26 protein-coding genes and 1 tRNA gene are annotated in these 25,110 nt (G+C 47.6%); 9 read left to right on the top strand and 18 right to left on the bottom strand.

Annotation, left to right across the window (positions count from 1 at the left end; genetic code table 11):
* Window positions 1-7: 7 nt before the first annotated feature.
* The 13 genes from flgL to SHEWMR4_RS06600 form a co-directional block, all read right to left on the bottom strand.
* Window positions 8-1,216 (bottom strand): flagellar hook-associated protein FlgL, encoded by a 1,209-nt coding sequence (gene flgL / locus SHEWMR4_RS06660; protein ID WP_011622057.1) that lies wholly within the window; start codon window positions 1,214-1,216, stop codon window positions 8-10.
* An 11-nt stretch (window positions 1,217-1,227) separates the two neighbouring features.
* Entirely contained in the window at window positions 1,228-3,153 is a 1,926-nt protein-coding gene (gene flgK / locus SHEWMR4_RS06655) for a flagellar hook-associated protein FlgK (protein WP_011622056.1), read from the bottom strand.
* Window positions 3,154-3,193: 40 nt separating this feature from the next.
* Window positions 3,194-4,348 (bottom strand): flagellar assembly peptidoglycan hydrolase FlgJ, encoded by a 1,155-nt coding sequence (gene flgJ / locus SHEWMR4_RS06650; protein ID WP_011622055.1) that lies wholly within the window; start codon window positions 4,346-4,348, stop codon window positions 3,194-3,196.
* 17 nt (window positions 4,349-4,365) lie between these two features.
* Complete coding sequence (locus tag SHEWMR4_RS06645) at window positions 4,366-5,457, bottom strand: flagellar basal body P-ring protein FlgI (protein ID WP_011622054.1); 1,092 nt, start codon at window positions 5,455-5,457, stop codon at window positions 4,366-4,368.
* 11 nt (window positions 5,458-5,468) lie between these two features.
* On the bottom strand, window positions 5,469-6,143 hold the full coding sequence (gene flgH / locus SHEWMR4_RS06640) for a flagellar basal body L-ring protein FlgH (RefSeq protein ID WP_011622053.1): 675 nt from the start codon (window positions 6,141-6,143) through the stop codon (window positions 5,469-5,471).
* Window positions 6,144-6,155: 12 nt separating this feature from the next.
* Entirely contained in the window at window positions 6,156-6,944 is a 789-nt protein-coding gene (flgG, locus tag SHEWMR4_RS06635; protein WP_011622052.1) for a flagellar basal-body rod protein FlgG, read from the bottom strand.
* Window positions 6,945-6,954: 10 nt separating this feature from the next.
* Window positions 6,955-7,698: a flagellar basal-body rod protein FlgF gene (gene flgF, locus SHEWMR4_RS06630; protein WP_011622051.1), complete on the bottom strand. Its 744-nt coding sequence runs from the start codon at window positions 7,696-7,698 to the stop codon at window positions 6,955-6,957.
* 172 nt (window positions 7,699-7,870) lie between these two features.
* Window positions 7,871-9,232, bottom strand: a complete 1,362-nt coding sequence (flgE, locus tag SHEWMR4_RS06625; RefSeq protein WP_011622050.1) for a flagellar hook protein FlgE — start codon at window positions 9,230-9,232, stop codon at window positions 7,871-7,873.
* A 62-nt stretch (window positions 9,233-9,294) separates the two neighbouring features.
* On the bottom strand, window positions 9,295-10,065 hold the full coding sequence (flgD, locus tag SHEWMR4_RS06620) for a flagellar hook assembly protein FlgD (RefSeq protein ID WP_011622049.1): 771 nt from the start codon (window positions 10,063-10,065) through the stop codon (window positions 9,295-9,297).
* A gap of 24 nt (window positions 10,066-10,089) precedes the next feature.
* Window positions 10,090-10,506 (bottom strand): flagellar basal body rod protein FlgC, encoded by a 417-nt coding sequence (gene flgC, locus SHEWMR4_RS06615; protein WP_011622048.1) that lies wholly within the window; start codon window positions 10,504-10,506, stop codon window positions 10,090-10,092.
* A 2-nt stretch (window positions 10,507-10,508) separates the two neighbouring features.
* The gene (gene flgB, locus SHEWMR4_RS06610) at window positions 10,509-10,916 is read right to left on the bottom strand and encodes a flagellar basal body rod protein FlgB (protein ID WP_011622047.1); all 408 of its coding nucleotides are present in this window, start codon (window positions 10,914-10,916) and stop codon (window positions 10,509-10,511) included.
* A 144-nt stretch (window positions 10,917-11,060) separates the two neighbouring features.
* A complete protein-coding gene (locus SHEWMR4_RS06605) occupies window positions 11,061-11,900 on the bottom strand; it encodes a CheR family methyltransferase (RefSeq protein ID WP_011622046.1) in 840 nt (279 codons plus the stop codon).
* Window positions 11,901-12,001: 101 nt separating this feature from the next.
* Window positions 12,002-12,922 carry a chemotaxis protein CheV gene (locus SHEWMR4_RS06600; protein WP_011622045.1) on the bottom strand — a complete coding sequence of 307 codons (921 nt, stop codon included), beginning with the start codon at window positions 12,920-12,922 and terminating at the stop codon, window positions 12,002-12,004.
* 205 nt (window positions 12,923-13,127) lie between these two features.
* Between SHEWMR4_RS06600 and flgA the strand changes: the two genes are divergently transcribed.
* The 3 genes from flgA (at window position 13,128) to SHEWMR4_RS06585 (ending at window position 14,665) form a co-directional block, all read left to right on the top strand.
* Window positions 13,128-13,835 (top strand): flagellar basal body P-ring formation chaperone FlgA, encoded by a 708-nt coding sequence (gene flgA, locus SHEWMR4_RS06595; RefSeq protein ID WP_011622044.1) that lies wholly within the window; start codon window positions 13,128-13,130, stop codon window positions 13,833-13,835.
* 75 nt (window positions 13,836-13,910) lie between these two features.
* The gene (flgM, locus tag SHEWMR4_RS06590) at window positions 13,911-14,237 is read left to right on the top strand and encodes a flagellar biosynthesis anti-sigma factor FlgM (RefSeq protein ID WP_011622043.1); all 327 of its coding nucleotides are present in this window, start codon (window positions 13,911-13,913) and stop codon (window positions 14,235-14,237) included.
* A gap of 2 nt (window positions 14,238-14,239) precedes the next feature.
* On the top strand, window positions 14,240-14,665 hold the full coding sequence (locus tag SHEWMR4_RS06585; protein ID WP_011622042.1) for a flagella synthesis protein FlgN: 426 nt from the start codon (window positions 14,240-14,242) through the stop codon (window positions 14,663-14,665).
* A 121-nt stretch (window positions 14,666-14,786) separates the two neighbouring features.
* On the opposite strand, the gene SHEWMR4_RS06580 is transcribed toward SHEWMR4_RS06585, so the two are convergent.
* Complete coding sequence (locus SHEWMR4_RS06580; protein WP_011622041.1) at window positions 14,787-15,236, bottom strand: LPP20 family lipoprotein; 450 nt, start codon at window positions 15,234-15,236, stop codon at window positions 14,787-14,789.
* Window positions 15,233-15,865 (bottom strand): FlgO family outer membrane protein, encoded by a 633-nt coding sequence (locus SHEWMR4_RS06575; RefSeq protein WP_011622040.1) that lies wholly within the window; start codon window positions 15,863-15,865, stop codon window positions 15,233-15,235. Before SHEWMR4_RS06575 ends, SHEWMR4_RS06580 begins: the two co-directional genes overlap by 4 nt.
* A 239-nt stretch (window positions 15,866-16,104) precedes the next feature.
* Here SHEWMR4_RS06575 and SHEWMR4_RS06570 point away from each other — a divergent pair, with 239 nt between their 5' ends.
* The 4 genes from SHEWMR4_RS06570 (at window position 16,105) to SHEWMR4_RS06555 (ending at window position 18,798) form a co-directional block, all read left to right on the top strand.
* Window positions 16,105-17,271 (top strand): flagellar assembly protein FlgT, encoded by a 1,167-nt coding sequence (locus SHEWMR4_RS06570; RefSeq protein ID WP_011622039.1) that lies wholly within the window; start codon window positions 16,105-16,107, stop codon window positions 17,269-17,271.
* A gap of 55 nt (window positions 17,272-17,326) precedes the next feature.
* Window positions 17,327-17,402: transfer RNA gene (locus SHEWMR4_RS06565), tRNA-Arg, on the top strand.
* Window positions 17,403-17,523: 121 nt separating this feature from the next.
* Window positions 17,524-18,003, top strand: coding sequence for a DUF2947 domain-containing protein (locus SHEWMR4_RS06560; RefSeq protein ID WP_011622038.1), 480 nt, complete (start codon window positions 17,524-17,526; stop codon window positions 18,001-18,003).
* A 234-nt stretch (window positions 18,004-18,237) separates the two neighbouring features.
* Entirely contained in the window at window positions 18,238-18,798 is a 561-nt protein-coding gene (locus SHEWMR4_RS06555) for a chalcone isomerase family protein (protein WP_011622037.1), read from the top strand.
* Here SHEWMR4_RS06555 and SHEWMR4_RS06550 read toward each other — a convergent pair whose 3' ends face one another.
* Entirely contained in the window at window positions 18,799-19,689 is an 891-nt protein-coding gene (locus tag SHEWMR4_RS06550; RefSeq protein WP_049764459.1) for a DUF6268 family outer membrane beta-barrel protein, read from the bottom strand.
* 164 nt (window positions 19,690-19,853) lie between these two features.
* On the bottom strand, window positions 19,854-20,474 hold the full coding sequence (locus SHEWMR4_RS06545; protein WP_011622035.1) for a TetR/AcrR family transcriptional regulator: 621 nt from the start codon (window positions 20,472-20,474) through the stop codon (window positions 19,854-19,856).
* Between the two features lie 136 nt (window positions 20,475-20,610).
* On the opposite strand from SHEWMR4_RS06545, the gene SHEWMR4_RS06540 reads away from it, so the two are divergent.
* Window positions 20,611-21,732 carry an efflux RND transporter periplasmic adaptor subunit gene (locus tag SHEWMR4_RS06540; RefSeq protein WP_011622034.1) on the top strand — a complete coding sequence of 374 codons (1,122 nt, stop codon included), beginning with the start codon at window positions 20,611-20,613 and terminating at the stop codon, window positions 21,730-21,732.
* A gap of 2 nt (window positions 21,733-21,734) precedes the next feature.
* On the top strand, window positions 21,735-24,815 hold the full coding sequence (locus SHEWMR4_RS06535; protein ID WP_011622033.1) for an efflux RND transporter permease subunit: 3,081 nt from the start codon (window positions 21,735-21,737) through the stop codon (window positions 24,813-24,815).
* Here SHEWMR4_RS06535 and SHEWMR4_RS06530 read toward each other — a convergent pair.
* Window positions 24,800-25,045: a YdcH family protein gene (locus SHEWMR4_RS06530; protein ID WP_011622032.1), complete on the bottom strand. Its 246-nt coding sequence runs from the start codon at window positions 25,043-25,045 to the stop codon at window positions 24,800-24,802. The genes SHEWMR4_RS06535 and SHEWMR4_RS06530 overlap by 16 nt on opposite strands.
* Between the last annotated feature and the right edge of the window lie 65 nt (window positions 25,046-25,110).

Raw genomic sequence — 25,110 nt, 5'->3', positions numbered from 1 at the left:
GCGGGCTCTAGATATAGTCAAACAACGATACTGAGCCCACTTTACTAAACACACTGGATACCGCATTGAGCGCAAGTTGTTGCTTTTCAAATTCAGTAATCGCAGTGGCATAGTCGACATCCTCCAACTTGGATAACGCCGAGGTGTTGATCAACTTTTCATCAGTATGCTTATCAGTATATTTTTCCAGTACTTTTAAACTGTTGCCTGCTAAGCCTTGTTGCTGACTGATTTGTTTGACACCACTCTGAACATTATTCAATAACTGTGCCAATTCTGATTGACCTGAAGGAGTTTGTACTTGTTCACCATTTTCAAATAGGTCGATAGCCTTACTAAAGGTGTCGAAAATACTCACTTCAGCTTCTTGGTGAAGGGTGAAGCTGTCACCAATCTTTGGCTCACCTTCAATGCTTAGCTTAACGCCGTCAAAATTGATTGATGCTGAGGGATCAAAAGGTGCTGCGGCTGAAATCACATTCGCAGGGGTAGCAGTATCAGTGACTTCCACATTAATACCACCCGCACCATCATCTAAAAAATTAATCTTATAGTCGGAAAGTGAAGGCGTTACACCGTCAAGCTTTGCACTGGTAACACTGAACTCCCCTTGCTGGGATGGCAAATAATTGACGCTATAATCGCCCATGGCATTGGGGGATTTGATGAATGCGGTATCACCAGCGACATTGGTATTAAGCTGTATACCTGATGCGATTATGGCACTGTGGACACCAGAATCACCTTGATAGACAATTTTGCCATTGGCATCAAATTGGAATGGCAAAGTATCAGTCTTATTACCCGCAAACAAATAATTGCCCGATTCATCTTTGGTATTCGCAATCGTCAATAACTGGTCAAGGCTCTTGCGCAAATCATCGGCAATAGTTTGCCGCTCCTCAGATGTTTGGCTGCCGTTTGAACCCTGTAACATCAAATCTTTCATACTGGATATTAAGGTATCTGCTTGGCCTAACTGACTCTCTGTTTGTTGAAGATGATTGGTGGCATAGTCGATATTCTTCATAAATTGATCGACTAAGGCATTGCGTTGATTCAGGTTATCGATACCTAAAGCCGCAACCGGGTCATCCCCTGAGGTATTGACCTTTTTGCCACTGCTGAGCTGATCCAAAATCTTGCTCGTAGCCGTTTGTTTTTGCAGCACACTACTAATGCTTTGATTAAAGAGCTGCGCACTTGATAGTCTCATCGTCACTTCTCCTAACGCACTGAGGTCAGTAGGGTGTCAAAAATTTGCTGGGCGGTTGACATGATCCGCGCAGACGCTTGGTAGGCCTGTTGGAAACGCATCAGGTTTGCAGCTTCTTCATCTAAGTTCACCCCTGATTCGCTCTCTACTCTGGCGTAAGCCTGTTGATAAATCGCATCAGCCGCCCCAACTCGAACTTCGGCCGCTTTGGTTTGACTGCCGATATCTTGCTTGGTCTGCTCAAACACATCGGCAAGCGTCGATTTGCCGCCATTCATCACTTTGGTTTCACTGAGTTTAGCCATTGCCAAGGCATTAGTGTTATCCCCTTCGGAAAAGGATAAATCGAAGGTGAATTTGTCGCCTGCGGCCGCCGCACTGCTATCAACTTCAAAGGTAAAGCCAAACGCACTAATGCTGGGTGGCGTATATGCCGCTGGAGCGCCAAGGGATGTACCATTGGCATCGAAGGCTTCAAAGGTTGGCGGCACAGCCGTGGTATTCAATTGAATGGTGAGCTCGCTACCCGTTGTCGGGAAGTTTGCCGCACTGCGGTTGGTAATTTGCGTTACCTTCACTTGAGTATTGCCTGAGTTCGCTGCATCTGGGGTGATTTTGGGCGCAGCGGCGGCAATGCCTTTGGGATCTGTCATCACCACTTCAATACCATTCGCCGCTCCCGCGGTGGGACGAATCGCGAATCTATCCCCAGAAGCCATGGCGCCGGCTTTAATATCAATAGAGAATCCCGCGCCACCTTCGAGCTTAGTGCCATTTAAGGTGAGCGGTGTGATAGTGCCGGTTTGTGTGTCTCTGAGTTCATAGGTGGCTGGCGCCGTAAAAGACAGCTCGTAGGAGCCACCCGATAAAGCGCTCGTATCGTCAATATTGACACCTAAGGTCGCATTACCTGTGTTACCGGAAAATCCAGCCACACGACCGATAGACATTAGAGGATCGTTGATATCCTTAAAGATATCGGCGCCCACTTGGCCGTTAAGATCGAATCCTTCCGCCTGTAACTTGTTAAAGTTATCGGCAACCCCAAGCGCCAGTTGGTCGAGTTCTAACCCCGCTGGCACTAGAGTTTGTTCACGATACTCAAACAAGGCACCGAGCTGGCCGCCTAACTTGGTAGGATCGACACGTACACTTTGGGAGCCAATGGTCGACATCAACTGCAGTTCATTCGGGAAAGGGTCACCCGTCGCAGTGCTGATCGACATGGGGACTTCCCCCGAAACCAGCATAATTGCGCCGCCGAGCATGATGCTTTTGGCCCCGTTTTCTAAGGGGATCACATTCACCTGCGCGTACTGACTCAGCTCCTGTACCAATGCATCTTGCTTGTCCAGTAACATGGCGTCTTGGTTTGGCGACTTCATCAACTCTAGGTTTAGATTAGCAAGTTCAGTGCTGATCTCATTGATACGCTTCGTCATACCCGTGATTTGATCATTGGTTTGAGTCAGCTGTCCGTTCAGCGTCGACTGCATCTGGTTCAAACTGTTCGCCAATTGTTTGGCATCGTTTAAGGTCGAGCTACGAATGCCTAAGTCTGCAGGCAAGTCCGCCAAACTATTTAGCCCTGAAAACAAATCGTTCAAGCTCTGTGGCACTATTTTGCCGATTTGCGAGAAGACTTGATCAAGCTCGCTCAACTTGCCGTAGCTCGCTTCGGCCGCACTCAGCGTGGTTTGGCCAATCCGCAATTCGCGTGCAGCATAGTCATTGTAAATACGCTTAACATCAGAGACATACGTACCTGTGCCATAGAAGCTATTACCAAGACGTTGTGAATCTAACGTGGTTTGCGTCGCCACTTGTCTGTGATAACCCGCGGTGTTGGCATTGGCGATGTTATTACTGGTCACTCCCAGTTGTGACTGGGATGCGAGTACGCCTGTACGGGCAATATTTAATAGATCGATAGCCATTAGCCGATACTCCCCAACACTAACATCCTATGAAGAATGATCATTTGTCTTCTCCTGGCAGTATCGATTTCAGCTCTTCGCTGATGGACTGCATAACTTTAATGACTTTTTCAGCATATTTAGGATCGGTGGCATAACCAGCATCCTGTAATGCTCGAATAAACTGAGTTGGTGACGCCGCGACTTTCTTCGCCGCCTGATAACGCTCACCCTCAGCAATAAAGGAAACAAAATCGTTAAAACTGTGCTCGAAATCGGCATACACCCTAAAATCGGCTTTTTGTCTAACGGCAATACCCTGCTCAAATTCCAAGGTACTCACGTTAGCCTTATCACCTTGCCAGCGACGATCGGCTTTAATATTGAACAGGTTATGGCTTGGCGCGCCATTATTGCCACGGACAATTTTTTGACCCCAGCCCGTCTCAAGGGCTGACTGTGCCAAGAGCACTTCGGGTTGAGTGCCAAGGGCTTTGGCGGCTTTTTCTGCATGAGGATAGAGGGTCGCCAAAAACTCTTCCCGACTACCAAATTTGAGGGTCTTTTGTGTTTCCCTAAATGCCGCCGTCGGCAAGATTTGGCCACTGATCACAGGTTCGATTGGCGATAAGGGTTGCTCTGACCAAGCGGGCTTTGGCGTATCTATGGCCAGCAAACGCTCAGGTCTATCAATATCTAAGGAGGACGTCACGCCATCGCCGTTATCCACGTTAGCACTTGGGCGTGCAATCGATGCCGGAACACCTTGCGCGGCAACGACTGGCGCAGCCGCAGTTTGAGTTTCAGCTGCCGAGGTTGCTTGAGCTGGAATATTGAAGGCTTTCGCATCATGTTGCAGCTTCATACCACCGTCATTACGCAGCACGGATGCGGGCGTAAACTGACTCGACTCGGGGGATAATTGCTGCACCATCATGTCTGCAAGGCCCAGCACACCTTTATCCGATAAATCGACGGATAACTGCTGGTCCCGCATTTGCTCATAAAATTTAGTGTATTGGCTGTTGAGTGGGCTGTCGGATTCAAACACTGCGTTGGCGTCACGCATGCTCTTCATCAGCATTTGCACGAAAACGCCTTCAAATTGTTGGGCGACTTTTTTCAAGGCGCCCTTCTCATCTTTCTGAGCCTGGGCGCGCAGGGAGTCGAGCCCGCCCAGATCAAGAAAATGTGATGAACTTGAAAGCTTTTCCATGATTTTCCCGACAGAAATTAGATGATGATAAGTTCACCATGCAAAGCACCTGCCACTTTTAACGCTTCGAGGATAGCAAGTACATCTGAAGGGGCCGCGCCCACCAAGTTTACGGCTCGCACTAACTCATCTAAGGTCGTGCCAGGATTGAACATAAACATACGGCGATTACTTTCGCTCGCATTGATTGTGCTATTGCTGGTCACCGTCGTTTGACCATTCGCTAACGCATTAGGTTGAGACACCTGAGTCGCTTCGGCAATAGTCACAGTCAAGCCACCATGTGTCACCGCGGCTGGCAATAACTTGACGTTCTGCCCAACCACAATCGTACCCGTACGGGAGTTCACGATCACTTTGGCAGACTCATCAGCAGGCTCCACTTCGATATTCTCGAGTGTGGCTAAAAAGGACACCCGTTGTGACACATCCCTTGGAGCACTGACCTGCACAGAGGTCGCATCCAATGGCCGCGCCATATCGGGGCCAAGCAAGTCATTGATTGCATCGGCCATACGCTGCGCGGTCGAAAAGTCCGAGCGGCGTAGGTTAAACGTCAAATAATCGCCAGTCGAAAATGGCGTTGCTACGCTGCGTTCAACGATCGCGCCGTTAGGAATACGACCCACGGTTGGCGTATTTTGAATGACTTTAGAACCATCCAAACCATCGGCGCTAAAGCCGCTGACCACTAAACTGCCCTGCGCAATCGCATACACATTCCCATCAACCCCTTTAAGGAAAGTTTGTAGTAAGGTACCGCCACGTAAGCTTTTCGCTTCACCTAGGCTTGATACTGTGACATCCAATTCTTGACCAGGTTTGATAAAGGCTGGCATGTCCGCATGCACTGCCACCACGGCCACGTTCTTAATTTTGGGTCTGAAATTATCGGGCAAGTTAATCCCAAAGTTTTTCAGCATGGTGGTAAAGGTCTGCTCGGTATAACGGGTCTTCTCACCCGTGCCCGGTAAACCGACGACTAAGCCGTAACCAATCAATTGGTTACTACGAACCCCTTGAACATTGGCAATATCTTTAATGCGCTCTGCTTGGCTAGGAAGTGAAAATGCCAGCATGGCAACCGCTAAAATCAGTTTCAATTTCATGATACGACTCCTTAGAAGGGCCACCAATCGCTCATAAAGAACTGGCTTAACCAGCCCACCTTTTGCGCATCGGCGAAGGTACCAGTACCGCTGTATTGAATACGCGCATTGGCCATACGGGTTGAATCGATAGTGTTGTCAGGCTTGATATCCTGTGAACGTACTATGCCGGTCACTCGGATAAACTCATCGCCGTTATTAATGGAAATCCATTTCTCGCCACGCACCACTAAGTTGCCGTTATTGAGTACTTGCATCACGTTGGCGGAAATACTGCCATCTAAGCTATTGCTTTGATCGGCATCGGATTCCCGCTTAGTGTTCATGCTGTCTTTGTAACGCAGATCGAGGGGAACCCCGCCAATCGACACATTGCTACCACCGGCATAAATAGGGTCGAGCGACAGATCAGAGCCTTTTTTGATCTGATTACCCGCACTCTTTTTCGCCTGAGTCGCTTCCTTCAACACGATAGTGATGATGTCACCCACTTTATGGGCGCGAATATCCGAATAGAGACTGGCCGCTTGGCTGTCTTGGTAAATGGATCCCGTAGCAGCAATTTTGGTTGGCGGCGCTTCGGGGTAAACCGGTGCATAGAAAGGATCATCTGCAATCGGTTTCTTGGAGGTGGAGCTACATGCCGTAAGCAAGAGCGCAGCGGCCAATATAAAATATCTAGCCATGATAATGTGCCTCTATAAATTCTGATTCACATAAGCCAGCATCTGATCCACCGCCGAAATCACTTTGGAGTTCATCTCGTAGATCCGCTGACTTTCAATAAGATTCACTAGCTCTTCGGTCACATTCACGTTAGAGGTTTCTAACGCGCCTTGACGAATCGCCCCCATACCATCGAGTGATGCAGTGCCTTGGATAGGCGTACCACTGGCACCTGTTTCGGTGTACAGGTTTTGTCCCATAGGATCTAAACCCGATGGGTTAATAAAGTCGGACATGCTGAGCTGCCCCACGACTTGGTTTTCCGCCGTGCCCGGTGTTTTCACCGAGACTTCCCCCTCGGCAGACACGGTAATGCTGGTCGCATCATCGGGAATCGTGATTGCAGGTTGCAGAACGTAACCCGAACCTGGCGTTACAATTTGCCCAGTATCATCTAAGGTAAATTGACCATTACGGGTATAGGCAGTGGTGCCATCGGGTAGCTGTACTTCGAAAAAGCCTGGGCCTTCAATCATCAGATCGAGTGAGTTATCCGTGGTCAACATATTGCCTTGGGTAAACATTTTTTGAGTGGCCACCACTTTGGTACCCGCACCAATATTTAACCCATTGGGTAATTTAGTATTCGAGGCACTAATGCCCCCCGCTTGGTTAACGGTTTGATAGAGTAAGTCTTCAAAGACTGCGCGGCTCTTTTTGTAGCCGACGGTGCTGGCGTTCGCGACGTTGTTTGAAATCACCGCAATATCGGTTTGCTGTGCGTCTAAGCCAGTTTTACTAATCCATAACGCTGGATGCATAATTTATCTCCTAACTAATCCGCATTAATGAAGATGAAGCTCGGTCATTTTCTTCCGCGGTTTTCATCATCTTCACTTGCAATTCAAATTGTCGCTGTAGGTCGATTAAGGACACCATCTCATCCACTGGATTGACGTTACTGCCCTCTACAGCACCACTTTCAACAAACACATTCGGATCGGCTGGCGCAGGATCTCCCGACACCAAACGGAACAGTCCATCCTCGCCGCGCATCATTTGTGCGTTACCTGGATTAACTAGCTTTAACCGGCCCACCTCTTCGATCACCTCCGTTGTCGCGCCCTGAGGACGTACAGAGATAATGCCATCCTGTGAGATGGTGACTTTTTCAATCGGCAGCGGTAACACTATCGGCCCCGCATCACCCATCACTGGATTACCACGGTCGTTATGCAATAACCCTGTCGAGTCAAAACTTAAGCTGCCTGAACGGGTGTAAGCCTCACTACCATCCTTTGCCTGTACGGCGAACCAACCATCACCTTTAATGGCAACGTCAAGATCCCGCCCAGTGGTTTTAATCGGACCTGCACGAAAATTGGCGGAGGGTGTTTCGACCATGGCAAATACCCTCGATGGCAATCCTTCACCAAAGGCTTGCATCGATCTGGCCTGCGCCATATCAGACTTAAATCCATCGGTATTGGCGTTAGCTAAGTTGTTGGCACGCAAAGCCAACTCATTCATGTTTTGCTTAGCACCGCTCATGGATATGTAGAGGAATTTGTCCACAGACTGCTCCGTCAAATTTTCAACCTGACAATAGCAAAGCAAGCATCATGCCAATAAAATTTTGAGCTAATTAACTGATAAAATAGAAGAAGATAATAAAGAAATGAATATAGCGCTAAAAGAGGCTAAGTGTTGCCGCCAGCGGCAACACTTAGAAAAGGGAGAAACCAGCTTAACGAATTTGCAGTACAGTTTGTTGCAGTGTGTTGTTCACTTCGAGGGTACGCGAGTTGGCCTGGAAGTTACGTTGTGCCGAAATCAAATCCACTAGTTCAGTCGTTAAGTCGATGTTGGACTGCTCTAATGCCGAAGAACTAATGCTACCGAATGTACCACTGTTTGGTTCACCCGCGAGCGCTGGACCCGACTCAAGGCTGGCCTTCCATGAAGTGTTGCCCACTTGAGTTAAACCTTGCTCGTTGGCAAAACGAACCAAGGCAACCCGGGATAATGGCACGGTTGAACCGTTGGAGTAGCTGGCGGTGATCAAACCATCTTCACCGATTTCGACGTTGGTTAAACGACCCACAGTGGTACCATCCTGCGTTAATTCGGTTGCCGCAAACGGAGCCGAATACTGAGTCGGTGCATTGAACTTAATGGTCACATCTTGAGTACCATCGGCACCAGGGCCTAACACACCAGCACCACCCACGCCCAATGCTTCAGTTGTCACGACCGCAGGATCGCTTCCGGTATACACACCGACCGAGTTAAACTTCAACACCGAACCTTTCCAACCGCCTGTGGTTTGGGCTGTCCCTGTACCATCAGCCGTACCATCGCCATTGGTATCAGTCTGGTAAGTTCCGGCTGGGCCAGACACATCCACTTGCTTACCATCAATTGCGTAATAGGCAACCCAGTTGTTTTCACCGTTGTAAGAGCCGTTGTTTGGCTTCACAAAATAGGTGGTCATGATATGCGGCTCACCGAGTGAGTCGTAAATCGTCATTGAGGTCACACTGTTGTAGGTTTTAGAGTCCAGCGGATCAAAGGCTGCAGGGTCAAGTGAACCTTCTTTCGCATTAAGGTTCATCTGCAGGGTCACGTTTTCAGTCTGAACTGGGCTACCTGCAGTATCCGGAATTTGCACTGGTTTAGCGGTGGTTAAACTCACAGAAGTCGAGTTACCGTCCTTGTCGACAGGGAAAGTTTGTAAATAATTACCAGCTGAATCAACCATATAATTATTTTTATCGACTTTAAATGCACCGGCTCGGGTAAATTGATGATCTAAGGTACCAATCTCAGAAGCGGTCACAAAAAAACCGCCCCCTTTAATCGCTAGATCTAATGAGTTATTGGTCAGCTGCAAACTACCTTGGTGGAATTGCTGCGCCACTTGGCTCGTTGCCACACCACCACCGACGGCGGTTTTAGAGTTAGAGAAAATTGAATTAGCGTAAACATCCGCAAATTCAGCACGCGATTCTTTAAAGCCAATGGTGTTAGCATTCGCGATGTTGTTCGCTGTAGTGTTTAAGTCTTTCTGTGCAGCAGAAATGCCACTCAATGCAATGTTAAACGACATAATTCACCTCTACATTTCACTCAATTCAATTAAGGACCCAAGTCCAACTTAATACTGACAAATTAGGTTTCGGATACAGCAAGTACATCAGAGAGCTTAATGCCTGCACCACCGCGAAGATTGAGAATCGCCCCAGTACTTGCAGTACCTAACGAAACGCTTGTCACATGGGCATAGGTCGACACAGCAAGCTCTTGAGATTCTCCATCGACAATACCACTGGCCTTAATGGTGTAATTACCGGCACTGACAGGCTCACCATTTTCATTCAGACCATCCCATGTCACAGGGATGTTGCCGCCATCACTGCCATCGATGTTAAAGGTGCTTACCACTTGGCCTTTATCATCCAACACACGCACGTTGATAACAGGGATTTTATCCGGCGTACTCACCACGCCACTCAGGGTGGGGCTTTCGACAGACACATTGCCGGTATCGGTTGGGATCAACACCTTACGTCCAACTAATCCCGATGCTTGCAGTGCCTGACTCGATGTCATCACACTGTTTAAATTAACAATTTCATCGTTAAGTTTAGAAATACCATCCACGGTAGAAAAGGATGCCATTTGCGCAATCATTTGGTCGTTGTCGACAGGCTTAAAGGGATCCTGCATCGACAATTGCTGACTGAGTAGCGAGAAAAAATCTTCTTGTGTCAGCTGTTGACTCTTGGCTTCAGGAACAACGGAATTCCCAGGCAAACGGATCCCATCTAAAAAGGGATTACCCGTTGAAGTGCTCGTGGTATTGGTTGCCACCGTATTCGATTGAGTCTTAGTTTGAGTCGGCTGAGCCGAGGTCTGGCTAAGTTGATTAATGAGGCTCACAGCTTACCTCCTAAATAACGCATCTTATTTACCCATCCCAAGTGTTTGTTGCAGCATTGATTTTGCGGCTTCAGCGACTTGAACATTCATCTGATATGAGCGAGAGGCAGAGATCATATCCGCCATTTCTTCCATGACATTCACATTCGGCTTATAAATAAAACCATCCGCATCCGCCATGGGGTGATCCGGCGAATACTCTTTTAATAGGGGTTTATCACTCTCAACGATACCCTTCACCGCAACACCTTGAGAGGCTTGTTGCTGACTCTGCGCCTTGGCCATTTCAGCTTCAAAAATCGGATGACGAGAGCGGTAAGTTTTATCAATACTGCTAGAAACAGAATCGGCGTTAGCGATGTTACTCGCTGTGGTATTGAGCCTGACGGACTGGGCTGACATACCAGAGCCAGCCACATCAAAAATGCTAAATAAACTCATGATTAATCCCCTCTCAGCGCTTTTTTCATGCCGCTAAACTTACTGTCTAAAAATCCCAGAGACATTTGATATTCAAGGGCATTTTGCATAAATGCCGACTGTTCCTGTTGAATATCCACAGTATTGCCATCCCCAGTGTCAGGCTGATTCGGCACACGAAACTTCACATATTGTCCCGTTAATTGTGCAAGGCCAAAGTGCTGCTGCTCATCGCCTGTCATCTCCAGGCTATTGCGTTGCTGTTGCTGAGTTTTAGCAACATTTAAGGCCGCAGAAAAATCGACGTCACGGGCTTTATAATGTGGCGTATCGGCATTTGCGATATTGCTTGAAATCACTTCGGCACGCTCTGCACGTATCCCCAAAGTGAATTGATGCACACCGAGTGCCTTATCAAAATTAATCGCCATAAAATTGCCTCCATCGTGACTCTCACGGGAACAAAGCAATTCATGTGCCAAAAAGTGGTAACAAATAGAAATGTGTATAAACGAGGTATTTCGGGGTAAAAAATTACCGACTATTGTCGGTAATTTTTATTTAATATCATTAAATTAAGTCTTTTTCTGGTAATAGATGCCAGGGTTGCAACGTACCATATCAAACTCATCGGTCAGACCCGCTATCGATTCTGACGCACCGAGGAAAAGTATGCCCTTCGGGTTCAAAGCGGCAGCGAATTGCCGCAAAATTTTTGCTTTTGCCTCCGGGGCAAAATAAATCAGTACATTTCGGCAGAAAATGATGTCGAACTTGCCGAGTAAGGTGTAACTCTCAAGTAAGTTATGGGCGCGAAAATTGACTAAACGCTTAACATTATCTTTTACACGCATGTTGCCAGAGGGCAAAGCATCAAAAAACTGGCGCTTACGTTCCTCAGATAATCCGCGTGCCAATGCTAAACTGTCGTACTCGGCATTTTTGCAACGCTCCAACATAGAAGGCGAGAGATCGGTCGCCTGAATTGCGGCTCCCCCAGGTAAAGCTCCCGGTTTCTTCTGCTGATATTCTAATATGGTCATTGCCAACGAATAAGGCTCTTGGCCGGACGAGCAAGCCGCAGACCATATCTTTAATGGACGCCCCAACTTACTGTATTCAGGTAACAAAACATTATTCAGCAACTCAAAGGGATAACGGTCACGAAACCATAAGGTTTCATTGGTTGTCATAGCGTCGATCACTTCAGCCCGTAAGGCTCGCTCCGTTGGCTTCATCGAATGTTTTACTACATCGGATAACGAAGGCAGATTATATTTGCCCATCAAAGGAGCAAGGCGACTGCGCACTAGGTATTGTTTATTTTCCCCTAGTACGATGCCGCTGTGTTGTTCTAGGAACAACCTAAATTGATTATATTCGGCTTCAGCGAGTGATTTGTCAGGCACATTCACGTCCTAGATCCTATAGCAAGCACCCAAATAAGTGCCAACAATCATGTAATAAGGGCTAGATTATAGCGTAATACGCTATTAGGCACTAACCCACACTTTCACTACAAACTTAAATGCTTGTTCACTGCCGCTGCTAATTCATCGGGATTGAATTTGGCGATAAAGTCGTTGGCGCCCACTTTTTGTACCATAGCTTGGTTGAAGACGCCGCTTAATGAAGTGTGCAAAACGACCTTGATATGTTTAAGCTTTGGATCGTCACGGATCTCTGCCGTTAAGGTATAACCATCCATTTCCGGCATTTCAATATCAGAAATAATCAATGGAATTTCTTCGGCAACATTGTTCATTTCGGCAGCGATAGTCTTCAACTTATCCAATGCTTCGCGGCCATCTTTTGCCGTATCAATCTGTAAGTTTAACGACTCAAGTGCGCGAATAATTTGCTTACGAGCAACCGCAGAATCATCAATCACCATAATGTGATAATGTTGACTTCTATCGATTGTGAGTTGCTCATTTACTTCTTCACTGATCGCGGTTTTCACCGGGGAAATTTCATCTAAAATCTTTTCAACATCAAGGATTTCGACTAATTCTCCTTCAATTTCAGTCACTGCTGTTAAATAAGAATAACGGCCAGCACCTTGCGGTGGCGGCATAATGGCTTCCCAATTCATATTGATAATACGCTCAACTGAACTGACCAAGAAACCTTGTACGCTGCGGTTATATTCTGAAATGATGATAAAGCAATTTTCGGTACTCGCTAACGGACGTCCGCCAGTTGCAGCGCTCAAATCGATGACTGAGATAGTCGTTCCGCGAATATGGGCAACCCCCTTAACGTAGGGGTTAAGCTTAGGTAAAGCCGTTAATGGCGGGCACTGCAGAACCTCTTTTACTTTGAATACGTTAATCCCAAATCGCTGACGACCATTTAACTTAAATAGCAATAATTCTAGTCGGTTTTGACCTACGAGCTGGGTGCGTTTGTTGACTGAATCAAGAATACTCGACATAACTCTGCCTTGTTGTTCTGTTTATGTACGGCCCTAAAACTCGTTTGAGTATAGGCATATTAATTGCTTGCGTCTTGTCATCCATAACCATAGTTGAAACTGAGTCAAACTTCTGACACGAAATTTTGGCCTTAGCGACACAGAACAGTTTCACGTTTGATAAAAGTATAGGTGTATTCTGGCGTTACAAGCTAGTCTCTTCATTATGAAAGTAAATTTAGTCTATTTTTTGTGTGTTCTCGCATTATTTCTCGCCACGGCCGCCAATGCAGCGCCTGTGGTACCTAGCGTATCGGCGATATCCGAGCTCGCTAAAGCCCTTATTAATGAAAAGATTTCAGTACCATCGAATGCCAAAGTGGAAATTGCTCCACAACCCATAGATAAACGAACACTGCCAGCACAATGTGCTTCTCCCATCAAAGTTGAGCTGGCATCTGATCGGGAAATCAGCCGCAACAACACGGTAAAAGTCAGCTGTGATACACCCGACTTAGCCTATCCTTGGCAAATTTTTATGTCAGTTCGCGTCGATATCCTGTTCCCTGTTGTGGTCGCCAGCGAAACATTGGCACCGGGTGAATTAATCAACCCAAGTCAGGTTGAAATTCGTTATGTCGATCAAAACAGTTTACGCGGTATGCAATTTAGCGATACAAACCAAATTTCAGGTGTAAGGGTTAAACGCCGTGTCGCCAAACACTTCCCCATTTTTGCTAACAATCTTTGTTTTGTTTGTAAGAATGATTCAGTATCGATTTATGTTCGTTCCAGTAATTTTGTGCTAAAAACCGTGGGTGAAGCATTGCAAGATGGTAATATTGGTGACCAAATTAGGGTCAAAAATAGCAGCTCAAACAAGGAACTAGATGCTATAGTCACAGCCATTGGCGAAGTCGAAGTTAGAATGTAAAATAAGCTAAAGCTTTTCGATGGGCTGCCGATACCCCAGTTAAGAAATCCCGTATACACGACGCTGGAGCCTAAAATGGCAATTGATATTAGCAAATTTAACGCCGGAGCGGCCGCGCAAGTCCGTTCAAACAGTACTAAAAAGAGCAGCGAAAGCGAGCAATCGACTCAGGTTGCGGCTAAATCGACTCAACAAAAAGGTGACTCAGTTGTCATTACGGCTCAAGCTCAACAGCTACAAGGAGCTCAAACCAAAATGGCCAGTCTTCCAGAAGTCGACCAAAAGAAAGTAGCTGAAATCAAGCAAGCTATTGCCGAAGGTCGCTATAAAATTGATCCCGAAAAGTTGGCGGCCAACATTGCCAGCTTCGAAGCTGAATTGAATGACCTCAATAAAGAGTAACTATGACAGAAATAGCTAAACTGGTAGATCAACAACACGCCCATTTGGCTGTTCTTAAACAGATTATTCTCAAGGAAAAAGGCGCTTTGGTTGACCAAAACGCCGATTTGCTTTTATCGCTTGCGGAGCAAAAATCAACATGCCTGCAAGAACTCAAGGCCAACGATGACTTACTGGCCAATCACAGCGATAAATCCTTACTCACCTCGCAAGTAGAACTATCCCATAAAATGGCCGCCGTAAAAGAGGCCCTTGCCGAATGTAAGGATCTTAACGCTCAAAATGCCAGTCTCATCGAGATGAATTTGGCGAGTCTAAACCGTTTTGCCCAAGCCTTACAGGCGAGCCGAAACGCGACTACTCTAACCTATAACGATAAAGGCAGAACCTCGACCCTTTCTAGCTTAGGCAATGATTTAAAAGCATAAGTCGAGCAATAAATAGTAAACGGGATATAAACAAAAGCCGCGCTAAAACTGAGTGCGGCTTTTGTTTATCGGTACAGCAAGGACTAGCAGCACCTGCACTAGCGCTAAAACCTACCTAGTGCTAAAAATAGGTAACGTCTTTAATTCTTTGTGGGCGGCTCTGCTGTTGGTAAATTTGCCATACCTTGGCAAAATCAAGTTCCAACTCGGTCACATAGTGATCCCCTGCCGGATAACTTTTTACCACTCTCGCGCCGCGGATCACCCCAGTCACAGAAGCTTTAACATTGTCATCTGTCAGCATCCAATCACTGACACTGCTATTGGCAGTGATCTTCTGTCCATACACTTGTTCAGCCAGCTCACGATAAGCCACGATTTTTGAGGCCTGCATCGCCATCAATACTCGTTGGGACTGCTCTTTAGCCGGTTGAGTCTCTAGCGGGGCATAACCTATGGCCGTCAGCTTAGGAAAACTGCTTGGCGGCACATCTTCCCACTGAACATATTTATCTTTGGCAGCACACCCTGTCAGTAGGAGCGCCGCAACAATGAATAGGTAGCGTTTCATTTTCCATCTCCTAGCACTCGCACTTCATTCATACCAGGGCTCGACTGGCGATATAAAATCCCATCCTGAGAGATAACTTGCTCTGAAGGCTGCATGTAATTGCTCAACTCTTTTTGGGTTACATAGGTTTGAGAGGCTGACACTACGCGGTTATTACTCAGGGTGACAATCCGAGTGTTGATTGCCATGCCATTGGTCGTGGGACTCATCGTCGATACCACAACATGGTCAACGGGTAAGTTGGTTGAAAGCTTTTGCCAATCGCGCGTCAAAATAAAATCGCCATCAGCCGTCACACTCAACCCATTACCTAAATTCAAATCCACCACATTAAACATAAAGCTATGCAAAGACGTCATTAGCCCTTGCTGGAGCTGCTGCGCCAGCGCATTGGTGCTACTCAAGTCCCCCACTAACACAGGCGTGGCAACAACGATAGGTTGGTCGGGACGCAAGGCATCATTCTGCTTGACTAACTCAGTCACAATGCGCTGTGCTAGATGATTAATTGTCGCCGTAGGCGGCAAACCATTGCCGTCAGCTAAGCTAGGTTTGGGCGGTGCCACGGGTTTAGTCGCACACCCAACCAGCACTAACAGTGCCAGAGGAATGAATGCACGCTTAAGCATAGGAGTAACCTCGTCATCAGTATCAATGTGGCCCAGAGGGAGCCGCAATCTTTGCCATAAAGCAAGCAAGTATTAGACCAAGTCAAAATATTGCGCTTCATGAACTCTTCAGATTATCGACAAATCTATTGATAACTTTATCCCTTTACCACGATAAATCAGGCATGCAATTTGCTTAGAGCCATAAAGCACTGCCAGTAAACTGACTCATCCCAGCAATTTTAGTTAAGGGCTTATTGATGAACATACTAAGAAAGAACTTGCTCATAATCAGCAGCCTACTGCTATTTGCTGCACAGGCAAACGCCGAATGGGTCGAGGCCAGTGGAGAAGCGGTGATCACCAATGGCAATATCGCCCAAGCACGTGAAGAAGCCATCAATCAAGCGGTGAGTTATGCCACGCTCAGTACCGGTATCCAGATCACCAGCGAACAGCAAACGACTAATGGCAACTTAACGCAAAACAGCTTTGCAATTAATCGTTATGCCCAGGCGATTAGCATTCAATTGGTGAGCGAGCGTATTCAAGGCAACAAAATCTATGTTTCCCTTAGGCTCGATCTCAATGATGACCCAACCCAGCAATGTCCTGCAGGCCAATTAAAGGCAGCCATCTTAATTCCCCAAGCGCAAATAAAAGATCGAGCACAGTTACGCTACGGACAATTATCGGGATTTGAAGAAGTCATCTCCGAGAAACTGGGTAATAGTATTGATGGCTTCTCATCTACTGGTTTTAGCCATATCCATGCCAAAGAGCGGCTTGATATCGCACAGGAACTTGTCGATATCCGCGGCTATCGACTCCCAAGCTGGTTGAGTGAAATCACCGATAGCCAATATATTTTATTGCCACAAATCATCGATATATCGACAGAGCCTGTGCAATCAACCTTTATGGGGTGGTGGGATGAAGCGCCACTCAGACAATTCCAATTTAAGCTCAGTCTCTATCACGGCATTAGCGGCGAGGAAGTGTGGAGCAAAACCTACAGTACCTCTGCCCCGTGGGAGTTTGAAGAACAGGCCATAATAGCCCCTAATAGTGATCGATTTTGGCGTTCATCCTATGGCAGAAATATCAGCCAAATCATGCAAGAAGCAACTCGAGATATAGACAACACGCTCAATTGCAGACCACTGTTGGGGCAAGTCGTCAGCCGTCAGGGCGATAGAATTATCCTTAACTTAGGTCGCAAACACGGCATTCGAGTTGGCGATAAATTTCAGGTCGTGCTACAACAAAACTTGCCTGATAGGCTCAACGAAATGCGTGCCGTCGCCACCAAGAGCCGGGCAACGGTAAAAATCGAACAAGTCAGCGAAGAGAGTGCAACCGCGGTCCTCGTTGACCAAAATGCGGCTTACAATGTACAGATAAACGACATAGCGCTTAAGATTTAACCAACTAAATCATAAGCCTTTTAATCAAAGATAAAACCAGTATAATCACTGGCGTCTCTTCATAGCTCAACAGGATAGAGCAGCCGCCTCCTAAGCGGCCGATCGGGGTTCGAGTCCCTGTGGAGAGACCAGATAGTGTGAAACTAGATTTAGATTTAATAGCTTCATTTCCTAATTTTTCTCAAAAAAGTATACTTACCTCGCGTAACCCACTCATCCTGAATAATCCGTAATATACCGAGGACAGCTTTTTTGGCTCATACCTATATACCTTTAGATACCTATCGCCGTAAGTGGATTTTTAACCACAAAGACTTGCCTGTGAGCGATGATGACAAGACTGGCATTCTGCCGCTGACGGACAAAAGCGCCATGCTGGTTTGGAATCAGTGGATTAGCAATAAAAGTAGCCGCGCCGAGCAGTTTACTAAAGGGGATTGGGCCGCTAAAGCCAACGCATGGGTCAAAACGGATCATTGGCAGAGTGCGTGGGACAGTGAAGATAATAGCCTACCCGAGATGTTGGCCGAGTTTATCCAGTGGCCAGACGATACTCAGGTCTTTTTTTGCTACGAAAAATATCAAGTGATAGAGACTCGTTGGGATGTCTTTGTCCGCAATTGGAAGTGCTTTCTGTTTTTCGATGATGGCCCAATCCTGATCTCACCAAAGCAAAAACAAGCGGTTATGTTTGAGCAAAACGGCCAATATAAGTTAGGGATTCGTGGCTAACCACATAAACTAAACGAAGCGCGCTATTATACCCACCTATCGCTTTCTTAATACTCGACAAATAAAGCTGCGCGGTCTAGTTAAAATCTCCGGCGATAGCCTGCACAGATTAGGCTATCGCTCCCCTTTGGTATCGATTAGTATCGCTTGGCAATCAACAGATTAATCTTCGTTTGAGCCGTCAATCCCATGGATACGCTCAGCGACCATAACTAAAAAAATATGAGGTGTATGATGAAGTTACTCTCAACCCTGACGCTAACTACCGCTTTGCTTTTACCGCTATTCACCCAAGCTAAAGAAGTCTCTGGTGTCCAAGTCGCCGACAGCATCACGCTCAACGCTCAGACGCTGCAATTGAATGGCGTTGGTGTTCGCAGCAAATTCTTTATGGATTTGTATGTGGGTAGCCTGTATGTCCCCACCCCGAGCAAAACCATGACCGAGGTGATCAATGCCCCGGTTGCGGCGATTCGCCTTAATATTACGTCTGGAATGATTACGTCCGAGAAAATGCGTGATGCGATAACCGAAGGTTTTGAGCACGCAACCGCCGATAATACGACCGACATTCAGCCACAAATTGACGCCTTTATGGCGCTATTTAAGGATGAAATCAAAGAAGGCGACCAATTCACCTTGATCGCCAACAAAAGCCGTGGCGTTACCGCCTATAAAAATGGTCAAGAACAAACCACAATTGAAGGGGAAATGTTCCGCCAGGCCTTACTTAAAATTTGGCTAGGAGAAAAACCAGCCCAGAAGAGCCTCAAAGAGGCCATGCTGGGCCAGTAATTAAAATCGGAACTCGAGATCCAAGGCCGCAGCGCCTTGGTTATCGATGTCGAGCGCCGCTTGATGAGTAACTTCCAACTCACCATTGAAGTAGTAACCCGCGTAAAGATTCAGCGCAATGGCCGGCGTAGCTTGCCAACCAGCACGCAGATAACTCACCCACTCGTTAGTCTCCACCACGGTATCTTTATCGGCGACTAAAAATCGCTCGGTGCGGCGTGAATTACCAAAGCCAACATTCCATGCAGGGCTCACTTGATAACTCAACTCCAAACCCGCAGGGCCACTAAATCCCGCTTGGAAGGGGTTAGCTAACCGCCAACAATCATTAATCTGCCAACTCACCGCCAGATAAGGCATAGTGCGCACTTCATCGATATCGTTTAAATACGCAACGCCAAAACCGAGCATATTGCCCGACTCGAAGGCATACATGGCCGACGCAACCACACCATAACTCTGTGCATTGCTAGCTGACGCAGTATCAGCATAGGCATATTGAAGTTGTGGCGACAACATAAAGGACCAATGCTTATCCATCCGATAGCTAAGGGATAGGCCCGCGCGGTAACGGTCGATATTTTCCCAGGTTTCACCCGCATCACTAAACAGGCCTGCGGCGTTATTCGCCCCCGTTAAACGGATATTGCGCCAATCGTAGTCGAGTCTGTCGTAACCGACACGCATTCCAATAGACCATTGTTTATCCAGTGGAATATTGACGCTGGCGTTGAGTAATAAACTGTCCCGCTGCAACTCGGTATCGCCATTGGCAACCGAGGCTCTCTGGGTACTAATCTGCGATACGCTCAACTTAAAGGGTTTATATTGCTTAGGTGCTTCTGCCGCTGATGCACAAAAGCTTAAAAGCGGTATTAAACTCACTCCCATGCAAACTAGGCTATGTTTTATGCTAACTCGAGAATCAAGTGATTTAGTCACGCCTGCTCCTTGCGTTACTGTTAAGTCATTTGTTGCGGATAATACGCTCGATTTCAAACAAAAGTTCACTCTTTTCGAAGAAGATACAAACTGATACCAACCGCTTAATGTTGTTACACCCGATAAGCTTTTAAGAACATCTCGGCACAACCCCGAATATACTGCTCACGCTCCCCCAATAAGCTCTCCGTCTCCAGTCCCAGCTCTAACCTGAGTTTCAACTCACCAAACAACATTAAACACAAACGTACCGCGCAGTGATGCGGTTGTGAAAAGCGATACACTCCAAGCGCTTCAACCGCCCCTAAATATTTTGTCAGCATCGCAAGCATATGCTGTGGCCCCGCCTCAAAAAACAACCTTGAAACTTCAGGGTGGCTCTCAGATTGCGCCACACAGGCTTTAAATACGGTAATCGCCTCAGGGCTAACGATCATTTCGCCAAATTGCAGCGCAAATTCGGTGAGGGTCGCTTCGGGTTGGCTTGGGTCACTGAGTAAGTCGGCATTTAAGTTATGGCCAACGCATTTGGATTCAATCGCCGCCACAAACAAATCATCTTTACTGCCGTAGTGGGAGTACACCGTTTGTTTGGACACGCCCGCCTGTTTCGCCACTTCATCCATGCTGGTGTGGGGAAATCCTTGGCGACAAAACAAATCAATGGCCGCCACCAGCACTTGCTGTTTCTTTTGTTCACTGCGGCTCATCGGGATATCGAAGGACTGAGTCATATCTTCACTCAAGGTAGCAACATAATTAATTCGTATTAGTTAAGCACAAAATAGACTAGACAGTCTAGTTCCGCACAACTAGACTAGCAAGTCTAGTTACATAAACTTAACCTAAAGGTTACATGGAAGGATTTAAATGGACCTAGCTGCCCGACGTTTTTGGCGTGCATTTTACGTTTGCGTGATTGCCGTCTCCACCTTAACGGCCTGTCAAAAGGAAGTGACAGAACATGCCAATGCTGCGCAATTGCAAACTGTGACGACGGCACCACTGCGCTTGTCGACTAGCTATCAGAGTGAGCAAGTATTCACTGGCACGATCCGCGCGGGTAATACCACGGGCGTAGGCTTCGAATTATCGGGTAAGCTCAGCGAGTTAACTGTCGATAGCGGCGCTAGGGTGACCCAAGGGCAAGTATTGGCCAAGCTCGATACCCGCTTGCTCGATGCCGAACATCAGGAAATCCAAGCCAGTCTGGCGCAAACCCAAGCCGATGTTGACCTTGCCACCAGCACCCTCAACCGAAATCTTGAGCTTAAAAAGTCTGGTTATGTCTCAGAGCAGTTGCTCGACGAGAACCGCACACAACTGGCAAGCCTAGAAGCTGGCAAAAAGCGATTATTGGCCTCTCTACAGGCAAACCAGCTTAAACGCGACAAATCACAGCTACTCGCGCCCTTCAATGGCATCATCAGCCAGCGGCAACACAACCTAGGGGAAGTGGTCGAAGCAGGTAGTCCAGTGTTCATTTTAGTTGGCAGTGTGAATACCGAAGCCTATATCGGTGTCCCGGTCGCGGTCGCACAGCAATTCGTCAATGGGCAGAATGTGACCGTGAGCGTCCATAATCAGCAATTTACCGCCAAGATTGCCGGGATCAGTGCCGAGGTTAACCCCATTAGTCGCACCCTGCAGCTGCGGATCAGCCTGCCGGAACATGCCAATGTGATCAACGGTGAAATCGCCTATTTGCATCAACAACAAACCGTCGAGCAAGCGGGCTATTGGGTGCCAGTATCGGCACTTATCGATGGGATCCGCGGCCGCTGGAATATCTATGTAACTACGCCGCCTTCACATTCAACTTCCGATAGCGCTTCAACTCAGATAGAGCGTCGCGATGTTGATATCCTCTACACCACTCAAGATATGGCCTATATCCAAGGCGCGATTAAGGCCGATGAACAATATGTGACTCAAGGCTTGCATAAGTTAGTGGTGGGCCAAGCCGTTTCTTCCATCGCGTCGACGAGGTAATCATGATTAAAGCCTTCGTTGAAAATGGCCGCTTAGTCAGCCTAGTGATCGCCCTACTGCTGGTCGCTGGATTTGGTGCGATATCCAGTTTGCCACGCACTGAAGATCCGCACATCACTAACCGATTTGCGTCGGTAATCACCCCTTATCCCGGCGCCTCCGCCGAGCGAGTCGAGGCACTTGTCACCGAAGTATTAGAGAATCAGTTGCGTCGCCTCGAGGAAATCAAGCTCATTCAATCCACCTCAAGACCCGGCATATCGGTGATCCAATTAGAGCTAAAAGATACAGTCAAGGATACAGATCCCGTCTGGTCTAGGGCGCGGGATCTGTTAGCCGATGCCAGAAACACCCTCCCCGATGGCGTACAGACATCAACTTTAGACGATCAAGTCGGCTACGCCTATACCGCCATTTTAAGCCTAGTGTGGAACAATAGCAGTCAACCTCGGGTGGATATGCTCAACCGCTACGCCAAGGAATTACAAAGCAGGCTGAGACTCTTATCCGGCACCGACTTCGTCAAACTCTACGGCGCGCCCGAGGAAGAAATTCTGGTGCAGCTCGATGGCTATAAGATGAGCCAATTGCAATTAACGCCGGGAACCATAGCGAAAATCTTAAGCAGCGCCGACAGTAAAATTGCCGCGGGTGAGATCAATAACAACAATTTTCGCGCCTTTGTTGAAGTCTCTGGTGAACTCGACTCCCAGAGCCGCATTCGCCAAGTACCATTGAAAGTCGATACTCAGGGACAAATTATTCGTTTGGGCGATATCGCCCACATCAGCCGCCAACCTAAAACCCCCGCTGACAGCATCGCCCTTGTTGATGGCGAGCAGGGCGTGTTTGTCGCGGCGCGTATGCTCAACAATACCCGCGTTGATATCTGGCAGGGTCAAGTCAAACAGCTGGTCGATGAATTCAATCAAGAACTGCCTGCTAACATCAAAGTACAATGGTTATTTGAGCAGAACAGCTATACCAGTGACCGCCTCGGCGGATTAATCATCAACCTACTACAAGGATTTGTGATTATTCTGGCGGTCTTGCTGCTTACCTTGGGCTTAAGAAACGCGATTATCGTCGCCCTGTCACTCCCCTTGACCGCCCTCTTCACCTTGGCCTGTATGAAATATATCGGCCTACCCATTCATCAAATGTCGGTTACGGGTCTAGTCGTTGCACTTGGGATCATGGTGGACAATGCCATTGTGATCGTCGATGCCATCGCCCAGCGTCGCCAACAAGGAATGAGCCGCTTACGCGCGGTAAGTGAGACCTTACATCACCTCTGGCTACCCTTGGCGGGATCAACCATCACCACCATTTTAGCCTTTGCTCCTATCGTGTTGATGCCGGGTGCTGCGGGGGAATTTGTCGGGGGTATCGCCATGTCGGTGATGTTTGCCCTGCTGGGTTCCTATGTAATTTCCCATACCTTGATCGCAGGCCTTGCGGGACGCTTTAGCCTCGAAGGTAAACATCCTGTCTGGTACCAACATGGCATCAATGTGCCTTTAGTAAGTGGTTACTTTCAAGCAAGCCTAAGATTTGCGTTAAATCGCCCATTACTGAGTGCTACCTTTATCGGGATAATTCCCCTGCTAGGGTTTTATGCTTCCGGCAAAATGACTGAGCAGTTTTTTCCGCCGTCGGATCGGGATATGTTCCAAATTGAGCTGTATCTCGCGCCCCATGTCAGCCTCGAAAACACCTTAAACCAAGTACAGTTGATGGATAAGCAATTGCATCAAATCGAGGGCATCACTCAAGTCGATTGGGTTGTGGGGGGCAATACCCCTTCGTTTTATTACAACTTGACTCAGCGCCAACAGGGAGCCACCAACTATGCTCAGGCCATGGTGAAAGCCAGTGACTTTGAGCGGGCTAACGCCCTCATCCCTGAGTTACAGCAAACCTTAGATAAGGCATTTCCCGAAGCGCAGGTGTTAGTGCGTAAACTTGAGCAAGGCCCGCCTTTTAATGCGCCAGTCGAGTTAATGATATTTGGCCCTAACCTTGAGACCTTACGCTCACTCGGCGATGAAGTGCGCAATATCTTAGCCGCCACGCCCGATGTGCTTCATACCCGCGCCACTTTAAGCGCCGGCGCTCCTAAGGTGTGGCTACAAGTGAACGAAGATGCGAGTTTGATCAGTGGATTAACCCTGACGGATATCGCCAGACAAGTTCAAATGGCGACGACGGGCGTTATCGGCGGCAGTGTGCTCGAACAGACCGAGTCTTTGCCAATTCGTGTGCGTTTGGGCGACACCAGTCGCGAGCAAGCCAGTCGCCTCTCTGAAATTCAACTAGTCACGCCCTCTGGCACAGCCGTGCCCTTATCTGCGCTATCCCACAATGAGGTGCAAGTCAGTCGCGGGGCGATCCCTAGGCGTAATGGCCAACGCGTCAACACGATTGAAGCCTATATCGTCAGCGGTGTATTGCCCGCTCAAGTATTAAACGATGTGAAAGATAAAGTCGCCGGGATTTCGCTCCCAGCGGGTTATCGAATTGAAATTGGCGGTGAAAGCGCAAAACGTAATGAGGCGATCGGCAACCTTCTCTCCAATCTGATTTTGGTCGTTACCCTGCTGCTGGCCACGGTCGTCCTGTCCTTTAACTCCTTTAGGCTTACAGCGATTATTTTACTGAGCGCATTACAGTCGGCGGGGCTTGGGTTGCTTGCAGTCTATGTGTTTGGTTATCCCTTTGGCTTTCCAGTCATCATTGCCCTACTCGGCCTAATGGGGCTTGCGATCAACGCTGCGATTGTGATTTTGGCCGAACTGGAAGATACCGACAATGCCAGAGCGGGTGATAAAGAGGTGATTATCACGACTGTCAGCGGTTGTGGTCGGCATATCACTTCGACCACTATCACCACGGTCGGCGGGTTTATTCCGCTTATTATTGCGGGCGGAGGATTCTGGCCCCCCTTTGCCATCGCGATTGCCGGAGGGACCTTACTGACGACGCTGCTCTCACTCGTTTGGGTACCGACCATGTATCTGCTGCTGATGAAAACGCGCCGTACGGCTCCGACACCGGCGTTATCGTCTCAAATCGCGTCATGAACAAGGTATTGATACAATTTATCTTTAAGATGGAGTCGTTCTAATTTTAAAGCAACAAAGTGCTCATCATCGGTGGGCACTTTAGTTAATTCAAGGGCACGGATCTTATGGTCTAACTCATGGTAACGCTCAGCCATTGTGGCAAAAACGCTGTTGCTTGTTTTTAGCTTTTGAATATGGTCGACAAAATCGGGAAATTCATAAACCAATGCGTGATTTTCGCCTAGCATAGTGTCACTCCTTGTTTCTGGTATCGACTTAACCGCAGTAAACCACAGGGATACTTCCGTTTAGC

It is taken from the genome of Shewanella sp. MR-4 (assembly GCF_000014685.1).
Taxonomy (GTDB): domain Bacteria; phylum Pseudomonadota; class Gammaproteobacteria; order Enterobacterales; family Shewanellaceae; genus Shewanella.
Note: the sequence above shows the minus strand (reverse complement) of the source record. Positions and strands in the feature narration are given on the sequence as shown.